The 18,909-nt window shown below is 65.1% G+C and carries 15 protein-coding genes and 1 tRNA gene; 5 read left to right on the forward strand and 11 right to left on the reverse strand.

Annotated features, from left to right (window positions below):
- Positions 1-141: 141 nt before the first annotated feature.
- Positions 142-1,257 (reverse strand): patatin-like phospholipase family protein, encoded by a 1,116-nt coding sequence (locus tag Herbaro_RS13220; RefSeq protein ID WP_275010093.1) that lies wholly within the window; start codon positions 1,255-1,257, stop codon positions 142-144.
- 435 nt (positions 1,258-1,692) lie between these two features.
- On the opposite strand from Herbaro_RS13220, the gene Herbaro_RS13225 reads away from it, so the two are divergent.
- Together Herbaro_RS13225 and Herbaro_RS13230 are read left to right on the forward strand one after the other, a co-directional pair.
- Positions 1,693-2,124, forward strand: coding sequence for a response regulator (locus tag Herbaro_RS13225; RefSeq protein WP_275010094.1), 432 nt, complete (start codon positions 1,693-1,695; stop codon positions 2,122-2,124).
- 238 nt (positions 2,125-2,362) lie between these two features.
- Positions 2,363-4,099, forward strand: coding sequence for a methyl-accepting chemotaxis protein (locus Herbaro_RS13230; protein ID WP_275010095.1), 1,737 nt, complete (start codon positions 2,363-2,365; stop codon positions 4,097-4,099).
- A gap of 188 nt (positions 4,100-4,287) precedes the next feature.
- On the opposite strand, the gene Herbaro_RS13235 is transcribed toward Herbaro_RS13230, so the two are convergent.
- Positions 4,288-4,364, reverse strand: a tRNA-Arg gene (locus Herbaro_RS13235).
- A gap of 185 nt (positions 4,365-4,549) precedes the next feature.
- Between Herbaro_RS13235 and Herbaro_RS13240 the strand changes: the two genes are divergently transcribed.
- The 3 genes from Herbaro_RS13240 (at position 4,550) to Herbaro_RS13250 (ending at position 7,803) form a co-directional block, all read left to right on the forward strand.
- Positions 4,550-5,224 carry a sensor histidine kinase gene (locus tag Herbaro_RS13240; protein WP_275010096.1) on the forward strand — a complete coding sequence of 225 codons (675 nt, stop codon included), beginning with the start codon at positions 4,550-4,552 and terminating at the stop codon, positions 5,222-5,224.
- Between the two features lie 53 nt (positions 5,225-5,277).
- A complete protein-coding gene (locus tag Herbaro_RS13245) occupies positions 5,278-5,931 on the forward strand; it encodes a response regulator (protein WP_275010097.1) in 654 nt (217 codons plus the stop codon).
- Between the two features lie 270 nt (positions 5,932-6,201).
- Entirely contained in the window at positions 6,202-7,803 is a 1,602-nt protein-coding gene (locus Herbaro_RS13250; RefSeq protein WP_275010098.1) for a diguanylate cyclase, read from the forward strand.
- A gap of 54 nt (positions 7,804-7,857) precedes the next feature.
- Here the strand turns inward: Herbaro_RS13250 and pnuC are convergent, their stop codons facing one another.
- From pnuC to argE, 9 genes are all read right to left on the reverse strand, one after another.
- Positions 7,858-8,475 (reverse strand): nicotinamide riboside transporter PnuC, encoded by a 618-nt coding sequence (pnuC, locus tag Herbaro_RS13255; protein ID WP_275010099.1) that lies wholly within the window; start codon positions 8,473-8,475, stop codon positions 7,858-7,860.
- 74 nt (positions 8,476-8,549) lie between these two features.
- Positions 8,550-8,951 (reverse strand): cell division protein FtsB, encoded by a 402-nt coding sequence (gene ftsB / locus Herbaro_RS13260; RefSeq protein WP_275010100.1) that lies wholly within the window; start codon positions 8,949-8,951, stop codon positions 8,550-8,552.
- A 59-nt stretch (positions 8,952-9,010) separates the two neighbouring features.
- Positions 9,011-10,294 carry a phosphopyruvate hydratase gene (gene eno / locus Herbaro_RS13265; RefSeq protein WP_275010101.1) on the reverse strand — a complete coding sequence of 428 codons (1,284 nt, stop codon included), beginning with the start codon at positions 10,292-10,294 and terminating at the stop codon, positions 9,011-9,013.
- A 126-nt stretch (positions 10,295-10,420) separates the two neighbouring features.
- Positions 10,421-11,275, reverse strand: coding sequence for a 3-deoxy-8-phosphooctulonate synthase (kdsA, locus tag Herbaro_RS13270; protein WP_275010102.1), 855 nt, complete (start codon positions 11,273-11,275; stop codon positions 10,421-10,423).
- Positions 11,272-12,927 (reverse strand): CTP synthase, encoded by a 1,656-nt coding sequence (locus Herbaro_RS13275; RefSeq protein ID WP_275010103.1) that lies wholly within the window; start codon positions 12,925-12,927, stop codon positions 11,272-11,274. The genes kdsA and Herbaro_RS13275 overlap by 4 nt, the downstream gene beginning before the upstream one ends.
- Before the next feature lie 162 nt (positions 12,928-13,089).
- Positions 13,090-13,914 carry an alpha/beta fold hydrolase gene (locus tag Herbaro_RS13280; RefSeq protein ID WP_275010104.1) on the reverse strand — a complete coding sequence of 275 codons (825 nt, stop codon included), beginning with the start codon at positions 13,912-13,914 and terminating at the stop codon, positions 13,090-13,092.
- Between the two features lie 108 nt (positions 13,915-14,022).
- Positions 14,023-16,497, reverse strand: a complete 2,475-nt coding sequence (locus Herbaro_RS13285) for a DNA internalization-related competence protein ComEC/Rec2 (protein ID WP_275010105.1) — start codon at positions 16,495-16,497, stop codon at positions 14,023-14,025.
- Positions 16,497-17,303: a TatD family hydrolase gene (locus Herbaro_RS13290; RefSeq protein ID WP_275010106.1), complete on the reverse strand. Its 807-nt coding sequence runs from the start codon at positions 17,301-17,303 to the stop codon at positions 16,497-16,499. The genes Herbaro_RS13285 and Herbaro_RS13290 overlap by 1 nt, the downstream gene beginning before the upstream one ends.
- A gap of 367 nt (positions 17,304-17,670) precedes the next feature.
- A complete protein-coding gene (gene argE, locus Herbaro_RS13295) occupies positions 17,671-18,843 on the reverse strand; it encodes an acetylornithine deacetylase (protein ID WP_275010107.1) in 1,173 nt (390 codons plus the stop codon).
- Positions 18,844-18,909 lie beyond the last annotated feature (66 nt).

Raw genomic sequence — 18,909 nt, forward strand, 5'->3', positions numbered from 1 at the left:
GAAATGATATTGATTGAATCCCGAGTTTCCCCGGAGCCGGTTTTGTCCCTCTACCCCGCGATGCGAATTGCCATCGCCGGCTCTTGTTGTTGCCTTGCTCGGCTTGTTGGAATGGACTTCTCTATCCGGCGCACGGGCCGCTCACGCGGCCAATGGCGCTTCCTTCAACGGCGCGCCCAGGGCATCGCCGTGCGTGCGGCAGAATTCGAGGCCGGCCTGGTAGCCGACGTCGAACAGCAGCTGCATGTTGGTGGCGGACCAGTCCAGCACCTGCGGCCAGTGCTGCTCGGGCACGCCCTTCATCAGGTCGACCTTGAGCATCTTGCGCAACGGCTTGCCGGTGGCGGGATCGGTGTTGTGTTCGAGTTCGAACAGGCGCTGCTCCGCCTTGGAAATCTTGACCAGCGGGGTGATGATGGAGCGCACCCAGGCGTCGTACAGGTTGCGCGGCTTGCGGATCAGGCGATCCTCGCCCAGGATGTCGAGCACCACCAGCGTGTCGACGTCGGCTTCGCGCGCCGGCGCGCCGTCCCGGCCGGCGATGAAGGGATCGAAATTGAGGGTATCCAGCGCGGCGCCCTCGATGTAGTTCTCGCCGCCGATCTCGGTCGGCGCGTACAGGAAGGGGAAGGACAGCGAGGCGCGCACATGGGCCGGCGTGATTTCGTCCTTGTTCCAGATCTGCATCCGCTGGCGCTCGATGTTGTAGGCGTTGATGTAGAACTCGGGACGCATCCGGGCGACCGCGTCGAAGTCGATCGACTGCTCCAGGAACGGCAGGTGCGCGCACAGGCCCAGGCTGCCGGAATTGAGGTCGGACGGCGACATGGCCGACATCATCAGGTGCATCCAGTCGTTCCACTTGGCCGAGGCGTCGGCGAAGTGCTGCGTGAACATGTCGGCGAAGGGATTGCCGCCCAGCGTGGGCAGCTTCTGCATCTGCGCCATGACGGAATCGCGATAGCTCTCCGCCTGCGAACCCGGCTTCTTGAATACCTTGTAGTTGACCGGGAACAGCTTGTAGATGCTGTCGGCCACGCCCACCTCGGCCCAGCGCATCAGCGCTTCGCGCGGCGAGGCGTCGCGCGGCGCGGTGTACAGCAGTCCCATCAGGACGCCGGCGCCGGAGGCCGAGATGACGTCGAATTCGATTCCTTCGGCGAGGAATGCGGCCAGCGCACCGGCGATCAACGTCGAGTTGGGCGCGCCGCCCCCGATCACCAGAGCCTTCTTCCCCTGCCCTTGCGGATTTCCCATGTAATACCCCCTGTATGCGCGTTGCCGGGATGCTTCCCGGCATCCCCATCCTTGAGCACGCCCGCGGAAATAAACTTCCGGTAACGTAACTATCGCGTACGGCTGGAATATAGCTGCAAAGCAATTCACCTGTATGACAAGCCGTGATTTAATTCCCGCATATCAGGCATTCAGAAATTGAATGAGTCGCGCCGCGCTTAGCCTGCAGGGAAAAGCGAACGCTCGTTCACCGGTAAGGCCAATTTCATGTAATCTTCCCGTAAGGAAAATAAGCTACCGGCCAGCGGCGCCCGCTTTCGCCGGCAACGGTCCCGGCGCCCTGACTGCGGTTGAGAACCGCGCGAGCGCTTTGCAATGGATTTCTGTAATTCCCTGTGTCAAACTTGAGCTCTACCGAAGACGCGAAAACTCCCCAGGCAGCCCCAGACCCAAGCAATGACCCGCCCCAGCATATTGATGATCGACCCCAGTCCCGAGTCGGTTGAACTGGCGCGTTTCTCGCTCTGGCGCAGCCAGCTGGATTGCTCGTTCGGCTGGTTCGAGGATGCGGAACAGGCGGCGGACTCGCTGTTTTCGGACGAAGCGGCCGCGCAGGCGGCCGTCACCCTGCCCTTCCTGATCCTGCTGGAGTCGCGCCTGCCGCGCATGGACGGCCTTGAATTCCTGCAGCAGTTGCGCAGCCATGAGCACACCCGAACCCTGCCGGTGGTGATGTTCTCCTCCTCCAACGACGCGCCCGACGTCGCCCGGGCCTACGCCGCCGGCGCCAACGGCTACGCCCTGAAGCCGGTGGACGCGCGCGAATTCATGAAAACCGTGGTGGACACGGTCTCCTACTGGCTCAACTGCAACCAGCTCGGCCGCTGAACCGCATTTCCCTCCTGCAATACCTGCCCTGCATCTACCGGGAAAATCCTGATTTCCCGCGCCGACGCGCGCCCTTATGATTTCACCAACATTATCAATTCTGACAATGCCAGGCCGTGCGTCAACGAGGAGCTGCTGCCGCTCTGTATTTTCTTGCAATTGATTATATTTTTTGCAATATTTTCGTAAGCGCGGCAAGCGGCCCCTTTTCAGGGGCCATCAAACAAGGAGAAAGAAAATGAACTGGTTCTACGATCTGAGGATCTCCAATAAGCTGATCGCAACCTTCCTGGTCGTCGTGGCCATGGTGGCTGCGCTGGGCGCTTTCTCCATCCGGCAACTGGACAAGGTCAACTCCGCGTCGACCGAAATCGCCACCAACTGGCTGCCCAGCATCCGCACGCTGTCGACCATCGAGCTCACCCTGGCCCGCGTGCGCAGCTTCGAGATGCAGCACATCCTGGCCAAGGATCCCAAGGAATATGAGGAAATCGAGCAAAGCGCGCAAAAGCAGATCGCGATCCTGAAGAAGCAGCAGGCGCTGTACGTCTCGCAGATCTCCGAGCCCGAGGAAAAGGCGCTGTACCCCGAAGTGGAAAAGCTGGTCGCCTCCTTCCTCGCCGAACATGAAAAGATCGCGGTCATCTCGCGGCAAGGCAAGGACGAGGAAGCACGCAACCTGCAGCGCGGCGAAGCCACCCGCGCCTATCGCCAGGTGCTGCAGAACCTGGACAAGCTCATCGAGGTCAACGACAAGGGCGCCGATGCCTCCAACGCCCTGGCCGACGCCATCTATGGCCAGGCGCGCCTGTGGATCGTGGTAACCGTGGTCGCCTGTATCGCGCTGGCCATGCTGCTGGCGGTATGGGTGTCGCGCCTGATCGCGCGCCCGCTGGAGCAAGCCGTGGCAGTTGCACAGCGCGTGGCCGGGGGCGACCTGACCGCCGACATCCAGCCCTCCGGCAAGGACGAAGCCGGCCAGTTGCTGCACGCATTGAAGAGCATGAACGACAACCTGCTCAACATCGTCAGCGAAGTGCGCCAGGGCACCGGCACCATCACCGTCGCCTCGACCGAAATCGCCAGCGGCAACCTGGACCTGTCCTCGCGCACCGAGGAGCAGGCCAGCTCGCTGGAAGAGACCGCTTCCGCCATGGAAGAACTGACCTCCACCGTCAAGCAGAACGCCGACAACGCGCGCCAGGCCAACAAGCTGGCCGAATCGGCCTCGCAGGTTGCGGCGCAAGGCGGCGACGTGGTCAACAAGGTGGTCGACACCATGGGCTCGATCAACGAATCCTCGCGCAAGATTGCCGACATCATCGGCGTGATCGACGGCATCGCCTTCCAGACCAACATCCTGGCGCTGAACGCCGCGGTGGAAGCCGCCCGCGCCGGCGAACAGGGTCGCGGCTTCGCGGTGGTGGCCTCCGAAGTGCGTTCGCTGGCCCAGCGTTCGGCCGCCGCCGCCAAGGAGATCAAGGGTCTCATCGAGGGTTCGGTGGCGCAGGTGGACATCGGCAGCAAGCTGGTCGAAGAGGCCGGCAGCACCATGGTCGAGGTGGTCAACAGCGTGCGCCGCGTCACCGACATCGTGGCCGAGATCAGTTCGGCCAGCCAGGAGCAGAGCCAGGGCATCGAGCAGGTCAACATCGCGATCTCGCAGATGGATGAAGTGACCCAGCAAAACGCCGCGCTGGTGGAAGAAGCGGCAGCCGCCGCCCAGTCGCTGCAGGAACAGGCCGAGAAGCTGACCGGCACCGTCAGCGTCTTCAAGCTCGACCGCAGCGCCGTCACCGAGGCGCCGCGCGCGCCCTCCGGATTCAAGAGCGCCGCGCCGCGGGTGGCCGTGCCGCCGCGCAAGCGCAGCGTGGAAGCGCCGCCGAAGAAGCTGGAGCAAACGGCCAAGCCGGCATCGGGATCCAGGCTGCCCGCCGGCACCGACGACAGCAACGGCTCTTGGGAACAGTTCTGACAGTCCTGAAATTCGCGGCGCAACGGCCGCAATGCAAAACAGGCCGCGCTGCGGCCTGTTTTCTTTTCCCGATGGCCGAAGCCCGCCCCGCAGCTGAGGTGACGCGCGGACAAGACCACGATGGGACGACGGGAAAAACGGAGGGAGAAAAGAAAAAAGGGCCCATCTTGCGATGGACCCTTTATATCTGGTGCGGCTGGCAGGAATCGAACCCACGACCCCTTGGTTCGTAGCCAAGTACTCTATCCAGCTGAGCTACAGCCGCGAAAGATGAAATTATAGCAGCGCCTTTTCCTCATTGGAAGCCCTTTATTGAAATTTCTCCCAGGGCAACGAAAAAAGCGCCCGCATGCCGGCCCTGCGCCAGCTCAACGCCCTTTGCAACACGCTGATGACCGCAGCGCCCATGCCGGATATGATGGGCTCTTTCCATCCACCGTCACGCCCGACATGCAACATGACACCATCTCCGGCGACCGTCCCCAGGAAGCCCTCTCCCTTGCGGAAAAAATCCGTGAACAAGAACGGGCGCGCATCGCGCGCGACCTGCACGATGAGCTTGGCGCCCACCTGACCGGCATCAAGATGGCGCTGGCCCAGCTGCGCACCGGCCTGGAACGGTCGGCCGGGATGGAACAGCCGCGGGAGCAGGCCCGCTACGCGGAGCAATTGATCGACGAGGCCGGCGACGCCATGCACGGCATCATCGACGACCTCTGCCCGCCCATCGTCGAGTTCGGCCTGGCCGAGGCGCTCGAATGGCAGAGCCGCATGTTCACCCGGCAAACCGGCATCGTCTGCCGCCAGCGCTGCGCCGATGGCCTGGACGGCCTGGGCGAGTTCGAGGTGATCACGCTGTTTCGCATCGTACGGGAAGCGCTCAGCAACGTCGCCAAGTACGCGCAGGCCGACAACGCCAGCATCACCGTCGAGCGCGCCGGCAGCACGCTGACCCTGCGCATCGAGGACGACGGCCGCGGCTTCGACCTGGCCGGCGCCGCGCGCGAAGGCAGCGGCCTGAGCAACATGCGGCGGCGCGCCCAGGCGCTGGACGGCACGCTGCATCTCAATACGATGCCGGGCAAGGGCACCGCGATCAAGGTCGACGTGCCTGTCGCACACTGAATGAACGCTATAGAATACGGGCTCGTCACAACCAGGAGCGACGCAGCCCGCCCATGAGCAAGAAAGCCACCGCAGCCATCAAGGTATTGATCGTCGACGATCACGCCATCGTGCGTGAGGGCTTGCGCCAGATCTGCGCCGGCACCAAGGACATCGTCGTGGCGGGCAACGCCGCCAACGGGCTGGAAGCCATCAAGCTGGCGCGTGTGGGCAACGGCGACGTGATGCTGCTCGACATCATCCTGCCCGACCGCAGCGGCATCGAAATCCTCAAGCAGATCCGCAAGGAGCAACCCGGGCTGCCGGTGCTGATCCTGTCCATCCACCGCGAAGACCAGTACGCGATCCGCGCGCTCAAGGCCGGCGCGGCGGGCTTCCTCAACAAGCAGGTGGCGCCGTCGGAACTGCTGGCGGCGATCCGCCAGGCCGCCGCCGGCCGCAAGTACGTCAGCCCTTCTCTGGCCCAGGAACTGGCCAACCAGATCGGCTTCGACCACGAGACCCCGCTGCACGAAACCCTCTCCGACCGCGAATACCAGACCATGGTCATGATCGCCTCCGGCAAGACCGTGGGCGACATCGCCGCCGAACTGCTGCTGTCGGTCAAGACCATCAGCATGTATCGCTCTCGGGTGCTGGCCAAGATGAAGATGCGCCACAACGCCGAACTCACCCACTACGCGCTGAAGAACAATCTGGTGGAATAAAAGCGACACTCTGCGCAGGCACGTCTTTCCCCCGCTTTTCCCGCTTTAAAAAGCACTCACGCCGAAAACGCTTGACGTAAAATGATTCGACATTTTTCGAGCCGCCCGCAGTAGCGACCGAGATCGCGCCGCATCCGGGGATGGGCGGACGGATCGGGCGTCAGCCGCGGGCTGCGGCGCGATTCAAGCAACTGAGCGCGCCGGTCGTTACCAGCAACAGCATCCCCGTGTCGCTTCGAATACAAGAAGCCAACAACATCGTCAGCCGGCATGTCCAAGAAACCGTCCACGCTCACTCCCGTCGAAATCGCCCGCGAGGCTTTCCAGCGCCTTGGCAGCCGCCGCATCGCGCCGACGCCGGAGGCCTATCGCATCGCCTACGAGGAAATCCAGGGCGACGAGCCGCCGGGCCCGGGCCCCGAAGTGCTGCTGGCCAACCTGGCGGCCAGGCTGGCCAAGCAGCCCGGCGAAGGCGGCCTGATCGGCACCCGCCTGGTGCGGGCGCAGGAAAACGGCGACTGGCTGGAATATGAGCGCCAGTTGAACGAATTTGCCTCGGAGAACTGGCAAAACCGCCCGAACGTCCCGCACGGCGAATTGGTGCCGATGGACCTGGAGCGCCAGTTCATCCGCGACAGCAAGAAGGAAAAGATGCTGCGCGAGGTGCTGGCCCGGATCCTGGTGTTCAACCTGCCCTCGCTGCTGGACAACGCCCCGGAGCTGGCCAACGAATCGCGCTCGAGCGGCCAGGACATCAAGATGGCCTTCTCCGAGCAGGCCATGAACGAGATCACCGCGCGGGTCAAGCAACTGAGCTTCCAGATCGAGCTCAAGACCGACGACATGGCGCAGCAGCAAGAGCTGCTGATGCGCCTGTTCCAGCTGCTGCTGGAAAACATCAATGGCCTTCTGGAGCAAGGCTCCTGGCTCTCCAGCCAGATCGAGACGGTGCAGACCCTGATCACCGGACCGATCAGCCAGACCTCGCTGGCCGACGCCACCAAGAACCTCAAGGAAGTGATCTACAAGCAGGGCCTGCTGAAGAACACCCTGTCCGAGGAAAAGGTGGTGGTCAAGAACATGATGCTGACCTTCGTCGACCGCCTCTCGGCGATGGTCTCGACCACCGACAACTACCAGAAGACCATCAGCGGCTTCTCGCAGCAGATCAGCCAGGCCGGCAACATCAGCGACCTGAACACGGTCCTGAACGAGATCATGCGCGAGACGCAAAACGCGCAGGACGAGGCCACCCGCTCGCGCGACGCCATGGAAGGCGCGCGCCAGGAAGTGGAAAAGGCCGAGGCGCGCATCCATGCGCTGGAGAACCAGCTGGTGCAGATGGGCGAACTGGTGCGCGAGGACCAGCTCACCGGCAGCCTGAATCGCCGCGGCATGGACGAATCGCTGGATCGCGAGATCATCAACGCCGAACGCCGCGACACGCCCCTGTGCATCGCCCTGCTCGACCTGGACGATTTCAAGCGCATCAACGACACCCACGGCCACGCCACCGGCGACGAGGTATTGATCCACATGGTCAAGGTGATCCGCGAGACGCTGCGCAAGCTGGATGTGATCGCGCGCTTCGGCGGCGAGGAGTTCATCGTGCTGATGCCGGAGACCGAACCTGAAGACGCGGTGCAGATCATCACCCGCGTACAGCGCGAGCTGACCAAGCGCATCTTCATGCATGAGAGCCAGCGCCTGCTGATCACCTTCAGCGCCGGCGTGGCGCTGCATCACAAGGACGAAAACCAGGCCGAGCTGTTGAAGCGCGCCGACGTCGCGCTGTACAAGGCCAAGAACGCCGGCAAGAACCGCATCGTGTTCGCCGATCCGCCGGCGCCGGCCGCACTGCCGGCCGCCTGAGCGGCAGGCGGACCAACAGGGCAATCAAAAGCCGGGGCGATCCCCGGCTTTTTTTCAGGCCGGCGCGACGTCCCCGCACTGCCTGGCCGAACGCTGCCAGCTGCGCCAGCCGGCCGCCGCCATGACGACGAACAGCGCATACAGCACGGCCGTCAGCGTCAGGTGCTTGTACACGTACAGGCCGACATAGAGCACGTCGACCGCGATCCATACCAGCCAGTTCTCGATCTTCTTGCGCGACAGCAGGAATTGCCCCACCAGGCTGCCGGCAGTCAGGAAGCCATCCATGTGCGGCACGTCGGTGTCGGTATAACGGTGCAGGAACCACGAAAGCGCCAGGAAACCGAGGCCCCAGGCGATGGCCATCCAGATCCAGCCGCGGGCCTGCAGGCGCGACACCTGCAGCGGCCGCTGCGCCTCGCCGCCGCGCAGCCACTGGCGCCACCCCCAGACCGAGACCGCCACGAACACGAACTGCAATCCGGCGTCGCCGTACAGGCGCGCATCGGCGAACACGGCCGCATACAGCAGCGAAGCCAGGATGGAGAACAGCCAGGCCCAATGGTTCTGGCGGATATTGAGCCAGACCGTGAGCGCCGACAGCAGGAAGGACACCAGCTCCAGCGGCGTGGTGGACAGGCCCAACAGCGACAGCGGCGTATCGATGGACATGCGGCGCGATGTGAGGAGGAAGGAGGAAAGAAAGAGCGCAGTCAGGCGTGCATGGCAGGCCGCCGCGACATCGCCTAGTGCGCGCGCCTTGCGGCCTCGCCGCTGGCCGCCGGCGGCGCCGCGACGGGCACCGAGACGCTGTTGGGCTGGCCGGAACCCGGCATGTAGGGATTCGGATTGGGCGAAGAGAACGGCTTGCCCGAAGCGCCGTCGAGCACCTGGACGAAGACTTCGTTCTGCTTGATCATGCCCAGCTCGAAACGTGCGCGTTCTTCCACCGCGCCCTTGCTCTGCTTCAGGTCGTCGACTTCGGAAGCCAGCTTGGCGTTGCGCTCGCGCAGCTCGTCGTTCTTCTTGCGCGCCTGCTGGACCTGGCGGTCGAACTCCCAGACCTTGAACCATCCGCCTTTGCCAAGCCAAAGCGGATACTGGATCAGCACCAGCAGGACGGACAGGCAAAGGATAATCAGGCGCATAGCCGGGAGCTCTCAGCGCGGCACCCGCCCCGCATCGCGAGGCAGGCGCCGCTTGCTTCTTACTTCAGGTTGTAGAACGCCGAACGGCCCGGATAGGTGGCGATATCGCCCAGGTCTTCTTCGATGCGCAGCAGCTGGTTGTACTTGGCCATGCGGTCCGAACGGGACATGGAACCGGTCTTGATCTGCAGCGCGTTCATGCCCACGGCGATGTCGGCGATGGTCGAGTCTTCGGTTTCGCCCGAGCGGTGCGAGATCACGGCGGTGTAGCCGGCGCGCTTGGCCATCTCGATGGCGGCGAAGGTCTCGGTCAGGGTGCCGATCTGGTTGATCTTGATCAGGATCGAGTTGCCGATGCCCTTGTCGATGCCTTCCTTCAGGATCTTGGTGTTGGTGACGAACAGGTCGTCGCCCACCAGCTGCACCTTCTTGCCCAGGGTTTCGGTCAGCAGCTTCCAGCCGGCCCAGTCGTTCTCGGCCATGCCGTCCTCGATGCTGATGATCGGGTACTTGTCGCACCACGATGCCAAGAGGCCGGTCTTCTGCGCCGGGGTCAGCACCATGTTCTCGCCAGCCAGGTGATAGTTGCCGTCCTTGTAGTACTCGGAAGCGGCGCAATCCAGGCCCAGGGCGATCTGCGTACCCGGCTCGTAGCCGGCCTTCTCGATGGCTTCGATGATCAGCTTGATCGCTTCTTCATGGCTGGAGACGTTCGGCGCGAAGCCGCCTTCGTCGCCCACCGAGGTCGCCAGGCCGCGGTCGTGCAGGATCTTCTTCAGGGTGTGGAACACCTCGGCGCCGTAGCGCAGCGCTTCACGGAAGCTCGGCGCGCCCACCGGGATGATCATGAATTCCTGGATGTCCAGGTTGTTGTCGGCGTGCGCGCCGCCGTTGATGACGTTCATCATCGGCACCGGCATCTGCATCGAACCGCTGCCGCCGAAATAGCGGTACAGCGGCAGGCCCGATTCCTCGGCGGCGGCCTTGGCCACGGCCATCGAGACGGCCAGCATGGCGTTGGCGCCCAGGCGGCTCTTGTTCTCGGTGCCGTCCAGGTCGATCAGGGTGCGGTCCAGGAAGGCTTGCTCATTGGCGTCCAGGCCCATGATGGCTTCCGAGATCTCGGTATTGATGTTCTCGCAGGCTTGCAGCACGCCCTTGCCGAAGTAGCGGCTCTTGTCGCCGTCGCGCAGTTCGATCGCTTCGCGCGAACCGGTCGAGGCGCCCGACGGCACGGCGGCGCGGCCCAGCACGCCGGATTCCAGCAGCACGTCGCATTCCACGGTGGGATTGCCGCGCGAGTCGATCACTTCACGGCCGATAATATCAACGATTGCACTCATTCCAGATCTCCATCGAGGTTTTAAAAATTGTTGGCGGACGCGGGGCGCTCGGCCCGGCGGGAGCAGGCGCCTCTTGCGCCTCCTCATATTCAAACGGCCGCCGGGCGGCAGCCGTTTGAGGTGCGATCAGGAAAAATTGTTTTCCAGGAAGCCCGCTTTCTTCACGATGCGATCGAGCTCGATCATCGTGCCCAGCAAGTCCTTCATGCGCGCCAGCGGCACGGCATTGGGACCGTCCGACTTGGCTTCGGCCGGATTCGGGTGGGTTTCCATGAACACGCCCGACACGCCGGTGGCGATGGCGGCGCGCGCCAGCACCGGCACGAACTCGCGCTGGCCGCCGGAGGACGTGCCCTGGCCGCCCGGCAGCTGCACCGAGTGGGTGGCGTCGAACACCACGGGGGCGCCGGTCTCGCGCATGATGGCCAGGCTGCGCATGTCGGAGACCAGGTTGTTGTAGCCGAAGGACACGCCGCGTTCGCAGGCCATGAACTGGTCGGTCGGCAGGCCGGCTTCCTTTGCGGCGGCGCGGGCCTTGTCGATCACGTTGACCATGTCGTGCGGCGCCAGGAACTGGCCCTTCTTGATGTTCACCGGCTTGCCGGACTGCGCGCAGGCGCGGATGAAGTCGGTCTGGCGGCACAGGAAGGCCGGGGTCTGCAGCACGTCCACCACGGCGGCGACGGGCTTGATCTCGTCGATCTCGTGGATGTCGGTCAAGACCGGCACGCCGATTTCCTTCCTGACCTTGGCCAGGATCTCCAGGCCCTTCTCCATGCCCAGCCCGCGGAACGAGGAGCCCGAGGAACGGTTGGCCTTGTCGAAGGACGACTTGTAGATGAACGGGATGCCCAGTTCGCCGGTGATTTCCTTCAACGTGCCGGCGGTGTCCAGCGCCATCTGCTCGGACTCGATGACGCAGGTGCCGGCGATCAGGAAGAACGGCTGGTCGAGGCCGACCTCAAAACCGCAGAGTTTCATGCTTTGCCCTTTGCAGCCGCGTCGTGGTGCGACAGCGCGGCGCGGATGTACGAAATGAACAGCGGGTGTCCGTCACGCGGGGTCGACTTGAACTCCGGGTGATACTGCACGCCGATGTAGAACGGGTGGGCGTTCTCGCCCACGCGCGGCAGCTCCATGATCTCGCACAGGTCTTCGGACGGCGTACGCGCCGAGACCACCATGCCGGCCTCTTCCACGCGGCCGAGATAGAAGTTGTTCGCTTCATAACGATGACGGTGACGCTCGGTCACGCTGTCGCCGTAGATCTCCGCGGCCAGCGTGCCCGGCTTGACCGCGCAGGTCTGCGCGCCCAGGCGCATGGTGCCGCCCAGGTCGGAATTGGCGTCGCGGCGCTCGACCTTGCCGTCGTGGTTCTGCCACTCGTCGATCAGCGCCACCACCGGCTGCTCGGTCTCAGGATCGAACTCGGTCGAGTTGGCCTTGGCCAGGCCGGCCTTGTTGCGCGCGTATTCCAGCAGCGCCACCTGCATGCCCAGGCAGATGCCCAGGTAAGGCACCTGGTTCTCGCGGGCGTAGCGGGCGGCGGCGATCTTGCCTTCCACGCCGCGCTTGCCGAAACCGCCCGGCACCAGGATCGCATCGTACTTGGCCAGGCTGTCGGTGCCGTTGGCCTCGATCTCTTCCGAATCCAGGTATTCGATGTTCACGCGGCTGCCGGTATGGATGCCGGCGTGGCGCAGCGCTTCGGTCAGCGACTTGTACGACTCGGTCAGGTCGACGTACTTGCCGACCATGCCGATGGTCACTTCATGCGAAGGATTGTTCTGCGCGTCGATCAGCTTGTCCCACATCGACAGGTCGGCCGCCTTCGGCGACAGGCCCAGCTTTTCGCAGATGATGGTATCCAGTCCCTGGTCGTGCAGCATCTGCGGAATCTTATAGATGCTATCTGCGTCCCACACCGAAATCACGGCGTCGGTCGGCACGTTGGAGAACAGCGAGATCTTGTCGCGCTCGTCGTCGGGAATGCGGCGGTCGGCGCGGCACAGCAGCGCGTCCGGCAAGATGCCGATTTCACGCAGCTTCTGCACGCTGTGCTGGGTCGGCTTGGTCTTGAGCTCGCCGGCCGAGGCCAGGAACGGCACCAGGGTCAGGTGCACGAAGGCGGTGGCGTTGCGGCCCGAGCGCAGGCTCAGCTGGCGGGCGGCTTCCAGGAAGGGCAGCGACTCGATGTCGCCGACGGTGCCGCCGATTTCCACCAGGGCAACCTCGTAGCCTTCGGCGCCGCGATGGATGAATTCCTGGATCTCGTTGGTGATGTGCGGGATCACCTGCACGGTCTTGCCCAGGTACTCGCCGCGGCGCTCCTTGCGGATGACCGATTCGTAGACCTGGCCGGTGGTGAAGTTGTTCACCTTCTTCATCTTCGCGGAGATGAAGCGCTCATAGTGGCCCAGGTCGAGGTCGGTCTCGGCGCCGTCGTCGGTCACGAACACTTCGCCGTGCTGCAGCGGGCTCATGGTGCCGGGGTCGACGTTGATATAGGGATCGAGCTTGAGGAGGGTGACTTTGAGGCCGCGCGATTCTAGGATGGCAGCCAGGGACGCGGCGGCAATCCCTTTACCCAGGGAAGACACGACGCCGCCAGTGACAAATACAAACTTGGTCATTACAGATGAGTGCCGAACGGCACATGCGGGAAATTCAAATTATACCCCAAAAGCGCTCGTTTTTTTAATCCCCATCTCCGATATCTGTCTCGCCGCGGCGAAACTTGCATGGGAAAAACACGCGCCCTCGGGGCCTCCCGTCTTGACCGGCGAGCCCGGGCTTCAGTTCCGGCGCGCCTCGCCCGCCAGCAGTTCGGCGATCATCCCGTGGGCCGCCTGCGCCGCCGCCACCGGCGCTTCCATGGGGAACAGGTGGCCGCCCGGGATCTGGCGGAAATGCCGCCCGACCAGGCGCCTGGTGGCGTCCAATCCGGCCAGGCGGCACTCCACCGAATCGATGCCGCCGACGAACCCGATGGGCACCGGATACGGCCGGCGCGTCAGGCAACCGAGATGATGGGGAATGGTGCGGTAGACCGCGGTCTCGGCCTCGCGCGTGAAGCGCAGGCGCACCCCACCCTCCTCGTGCGGCTCGACGCCGTGCTCGACGTAGTCGCGCAGCACCCGCTGCGGCCAGGCCGCGAACATGGCCTTGGCGGCGTAGTGCTGGTAGGCCGCCTCCATGTCCGGCCAGGCGTTGCGACGCTTGACCGAGGCCAGCGCCGGCGAGCGCCGGCTCTCATAGTTGAGGAACTTGGCCGCCCGCAGCAGCTGGGCGCGCCAGCCGGCCACCACCGGCGAATCCAGCAGCAGCACGCAGCGCACCAGCTCGGGGCGCTTGCGCGCCGCCATCAGCGAGAGGATCCCGCCCATCGAATGCCCGACCAGGATCACCGGCTCGCGATAGCGCTGCTCCAGCTCCTCGATCAGCTCCCGCGAAAGCTTGCGCCAGCCGTCGTCGACCGGATAGCGCGGATTGTGCGCGTGCATGGCCAGCGCGCGCACGTCGTAGTGCCGGCGCAGTTGTTCAAAGAACATGCCGTAGGTACCCGCCGGGTAGCTGTTGGCATGGGCGAAATGCAAAATGGGGAGGCTGGGAGAACTCATGTCGGGCAAGGCTGGAGAGGCTGTGGCGGCAGCATAGCAAAACGGCGCGCGGCCGTAGCGTGCTATTTTCCCGGATCGCGAAATGCGCGAAAAAAGCCCGACCGCGGTTCAGCGTCCGTACCAGTAGCGCGGATGCTCCTGGCGGTAGCCCTCCGCCGCCAGCTGGTCGCCCAGGTTCATGATGATGGCGCCCGAATCGTCGGTGCGCAGGCGGCGGATGCCCAGCTGCCGGTAACGCTCGAAGACTTCCGGCTTGGGATGGTTGAAGCGGTTGCGGTAGCCGACCTGGAAGATCGCCAGCTCCGGCCGCACCGCGCGCAGGAAGGGTTCGGTCGACGAGGTGCCGCTGCCGTGGTGCGGCGCCAGCAGCACGGTGGACTGCAACTGCTCGGCGGCGGCGCCGTTGAGCAACTGGTCTTCCTGGACCGCCTCGATATCGCCGGCCAGCAGGATGGACTGGCGGCCGATCTGCACCTTCAGCACGCAGCTGCGGGCGTTGGGCTTCCACTTGTCGCTGTCGTAGCTCTCCGGCGTGGGATGCAGCATGGTGAAGCCGATGCCGTCCCAGTTCCAGGACTGCCCCGCCATGCAGCGCGTGTGCGCCGGCGCCGCCCGCAGGATCGGGCTGTTGCCGGCCAGCGAGGAATATACGCTGTCCACCCGCATGCCCTTGAACAGCGAGACGGCGCCGCCGGAATGGTCGTTGTCGTTGTGCGAGATCACCACCCGGTCCAGGCGGTCGATGCCGCGCGCGCGCAGGTAAGGCAGGATCACCCGGGTGGCGCCGTCGGACTCCGGCGTGTAATACGGGCCGGTGTCGTACAGCAGGCGATGGGTCGGCGTTTCCACCAGCAGCGCCATGCCCTGGCCGACGTCGAAGGCGGTCACGCGCATGCTGCCGTCGGGCGGCGCGGTAGGCGCGTTCAGGACCAGCGGCAGCCAGCCGAACAACCCCAGCCAGCGCGCCGGCCAGCCGCGCGGCGCCAGCATCAGCATGGTGCCGCCCAGCGCCAGCAGGAACATCCACCAGCTCGGCAGCGGCGTCTGCCAGACCGCGAAGGGCATGCCGTCCAGCCACTGCAGGAACTCCGCCAGCCAACCCAGCAGCTGGTGCGGCAACTGCAGCGCGTACTCGGCGGCGAACGCCGGCAGCAGGCTGCCCAGCAGCGCCAGCGGCGTGATCACCAGGCCCACCAGAGGAATGGCGACGGCATTGGCGATCGGGCTGACCAGCGAATACTGGCCGAACAGCAGCATGGTCAGCGGCACCAGCCCCAGCGTCACGATGTATTGCGCGCGCGCGCCCTCCTTCACCGCCAGCCATAGCTTGCGCCACCACAGCGTGCGCGCCGCCGCCTCCATCGCGTAGCGCGGCTGCATGCGCCCCACCGTGCCGTACATCAGCAAGCCCACCGCCCCGAAGGACAGCCAGAAGCCCGGCCACAGCAGCGACCAGGGATCGAGCAGCAGCACCAGGCCCAGCGCCAGGCACAGCACCACCGACACGCGCATGATGCGGGCGCGCCAGAAGGCGATGCCGACCACCACCAGCATGTACAGGGTGCGCTGCGCCGGCACGCCGAAGCCGGCCAGCGCGACGTACAGCAAGGCGGTCAGGATGCCCGCCGCCACCGCCACCTTTTGCGCCGGGAAGCGCAGCGGCAGCTGCGCGCGCGTGAAGAAGGAACGCCGCCAAAGCCAGCTGGCCAGCCCGCCGAACAACGCCGCCAGCATGGTGATGTGCAGGCCGGAGATGGCCATCAGGTGACCCACGCCGGTGCGGTTGAAAATGCTCCAGTCGGACTGGCTGATGCCGCGCTGGTCGCCCATGACGAGCGCGGCGATGGCCGGCGCATAGGGCTGGCCCGGCAAGGCCGCCAGGATGCGGTCGCGCAGCCAGCCGCGCGCGTACTCGACGGCGTGGGACGGGGTCCAGACGAAAGCGTCGATGCGGCGGTTGACCGCGGCGGCCGGCGCCGGCGCGCCCACCACGTAGCCGGTGGCGCGCACATCGTCCTGCAGCAGCCAGACCTCATAGTCGAAGCCGTCCGGATTGGCGTTGCCATGGGGGCGCTTGAGCCGCACGTTGAGCTTCCAGCGCGAGCCCGGCTGCATCTCCGGCAGCGCGATGCGCGCCGGCGCGGCCTGCTCGCCGTCCTCGGCCGGCGCCTGCTGGCGGCGGTTGCCGTACCAGGCCAGCGACACCCGCGGCGGCACCGGCGGGATGACCATGCCCTGCATCACCACCTGCTCGATGTCGAAGCGCAGGCGCAGCCCTTGCGCGTCGCGATCAGGCAGATCGGCGACGGTGCCGATCACGGTGACCTCGCGCCCTTCCCAGGCCGCCGGCAACTCCTGGTCGAGGTAATACTGGGCGAACGCCGCCGCCCACAGGAAGCCCAGCCAGGCGCCGCAGGTCAGCAGCAGCGGCACGCGCAGGAAGGGTTGCCAGAATTTCCAGGCGGTGAAGGCCAGCAGCGCCGCCAGCACAAGGCCGGCCACGTACCACTCCAGGCCCGGCAAGCGGGCCTGCATCTGCAGCAAGCCGATGCCGATGGCGAAACCGATGATGAGGCTGCGCATCAGAGCGGCAATCCGGCTGATGCCAGCCGCGGCAAGGCGGCCAGGGCATTGGCGGTGGTGGCGGCGGCGACGTCCGGCGCGGCCATGCCGCGCAGTTCGGCCAGCACCTCGCCGATGCGCGGGATCTGGTCCGGCGTGTTGGCGTCGGGATGGCGCCAGGCCGGGGAAATATCGGGCGCGTCGGTCTCCAGCACGATGGACGACAACGGCAGCTCGGCCGCCAGCCGGCGGATCTGCAGCGAGCGCGGGAAGGTCATGGCGCCGCCGAAGCCCAGCCGCAGCCCCAGCTCGATGAAGGTCTGCGCCTGCTGGAAGCTGCCGTTGAAGGCGTGGGCGATGCCGCCCGGCACGCGGATGCGTCGCAGGTGCTTGAGGATGATGTCCTGCGAGCGGCGCACGTGCAGCAGCACCGGCAATCCGAAGTCGCGCGCCAGCTTGAGCTGGCCGGCGAAGAAGAACTCCTGCTTCTCGCGCATGGCCGGCTCGGTCAGCTCGGGCACGAAGAAATCCAGCCCGATCTCGCCGATGCCGACGAACAGCGGATCGGCCAGCGCCGCCTCGATGGCCGCGCGCAGGACCTCAAGGTCGGACTCCTTGGCCGTCGGCACGTACAGCGGATGGATACCCAGCGCATAGACGCCGTTGCCGACCGCGCGCGCCAACTGCGCCACGGCGCCGAAGTTTGCGCGCGCGATGGCCGGGATCACGATGGCGCGCACCCCTGCCTGCGCCGCGTCGTCGGCAACGGAGACAGAATGGCCGCCGAATTCCCCGGCGTCGAGATGGCAGTGCGTGTCGACCCACATGTGCTTGGCGTGAAAACAGAAACCGAATCAGGACGACGCCCGGGTCGGGCGGCGCACGCGCCGAGGGCCAGCCATTGTCTGATTGGCATGCTTCCCCCGAAGCGTATTGTTATTGGAGCCCATGCCGTCCAGCGGCGCGAGCTGCGTTCCGTCGCAGCATACCCGGTTTCAGACCGGGTTCGGAAGCGGGAGTTTACCGTGAAGTCGCCCGTTTTACCGCCGCTTGCAACTCTTAACATGAGTAAAGAATCGCCCGCACCGAATTTAACGCAGAACCGCACAAACCCGCATGGCGCAAACAAAAAGGACGCAATCGCTTGCGTCCTTTTTTCCTGAGCCTTGTAAGCGCCGCCGCGATCGGCGCCGCTTACGCGCTTTGCAGCGAGGTTCCCAGCTTGCGCAGGAACTGCTCGCAGCGCGCCATCTGGTCCAGGGTCACGAACTCGTTGGGCTTGTGGGCGTTGCCGATGTCGCCGGGGCCGCAGACGATGGTCGGGATGCCGATCTTCTGGAACAGCCCGGCCTCGGTGCCGTAGGCCACCTTGCGGGTTTCTCGGTCGCCCGTCAGCGCGCGCACCAGCTCGGTCATGGCCGCCTGTTCGGCCGCTTCCAGCGCCGGGCTGCCGGCGAAGTTGTCGATCTCGACGCGGGCGTCGGCGAACTCGGCGCGCATCTTCGGCAACAGCGATTCCTTGACGTAGGTATCGATCTGGGCCTGGATGTCGGCCACCGTCATGCCCGGCAGGTTGCGGAACTCGTAGGTGAACTCGCACAGCTCGGGAATGGTGTTGACCGCGATGCCGCCGCGGATCTGGTTGGTGGTCATGGTGGTGAACGGCACATCGAAGAACTGGTCGTACGGGCCGTTGGCCTTGTAGGCGTCGGCGAAATCGCGGATGGCGCAGATCATGCGCGCGGCGTATTCGATGGCGTTGCAGCCCTGCGGTGTCAGCGACGAGTGCGCCGACTTGCCGTGCACCTTGCAGGCGAACACGTTGATGCCCTTGTGCGCCACCACCACGTTCATGCTGGTGGGCTCGCCGACCACGCAGCCGTCGACCTTGATGCCGCGCCTGACGATTTCCTCGAGCATCACCGGCGCGCCGATGCAGCCGATTTCCTCGTCGTACGAGAACGCCAGGTGCATGGGCTTGACGCGCGGCATGGCCATGAATTCCGGCACCATGGCCATGGCGGTGGCGATGAAGCCCTTCATGTCGCAGCTGCCGCGGGCGAACAGGGCGCCGTCCTTCTCGACCAGCTTGAACGGATCGGTGTCCCACTTCTGGCCGTCCACCGGCACCACGTCGGTATGCCCGGACAGCACAATGCCGCCCTCGGTCGCGCCGGCGTTGGCGCCGGCCGTGGCCGGCAGCGTCGCGAACAGGTTGGCCTTGGTCTTTTCCTTGTTGTGGGCAAGCCAGGACTTGATGCCCTGCTGCTCCAGGTTGTCGCGGATGGTCGTGATCAGTTCAAGGTTGGAATTGCGGCTGGTGGTGTCGAAGCCGACCAGCGTTTCCAGCCATTGGCGGGTATTCATTCGTAGTGCTCCTATTTCAATTCAGGCCGGCGCTCCCCGCGCGGCTCGTTTGCTGCGGCTTGCCTG

The sequence above is a fragment of the Herbaspirillum sp. WKF16 genome, assembly GCF_028993615.1.
Lineage (GTDB): Bacteria > Pseudomonadota > Gammaproteobacteria > Burkholderiales > Burkholderiaceae_D > Herbaspirillum.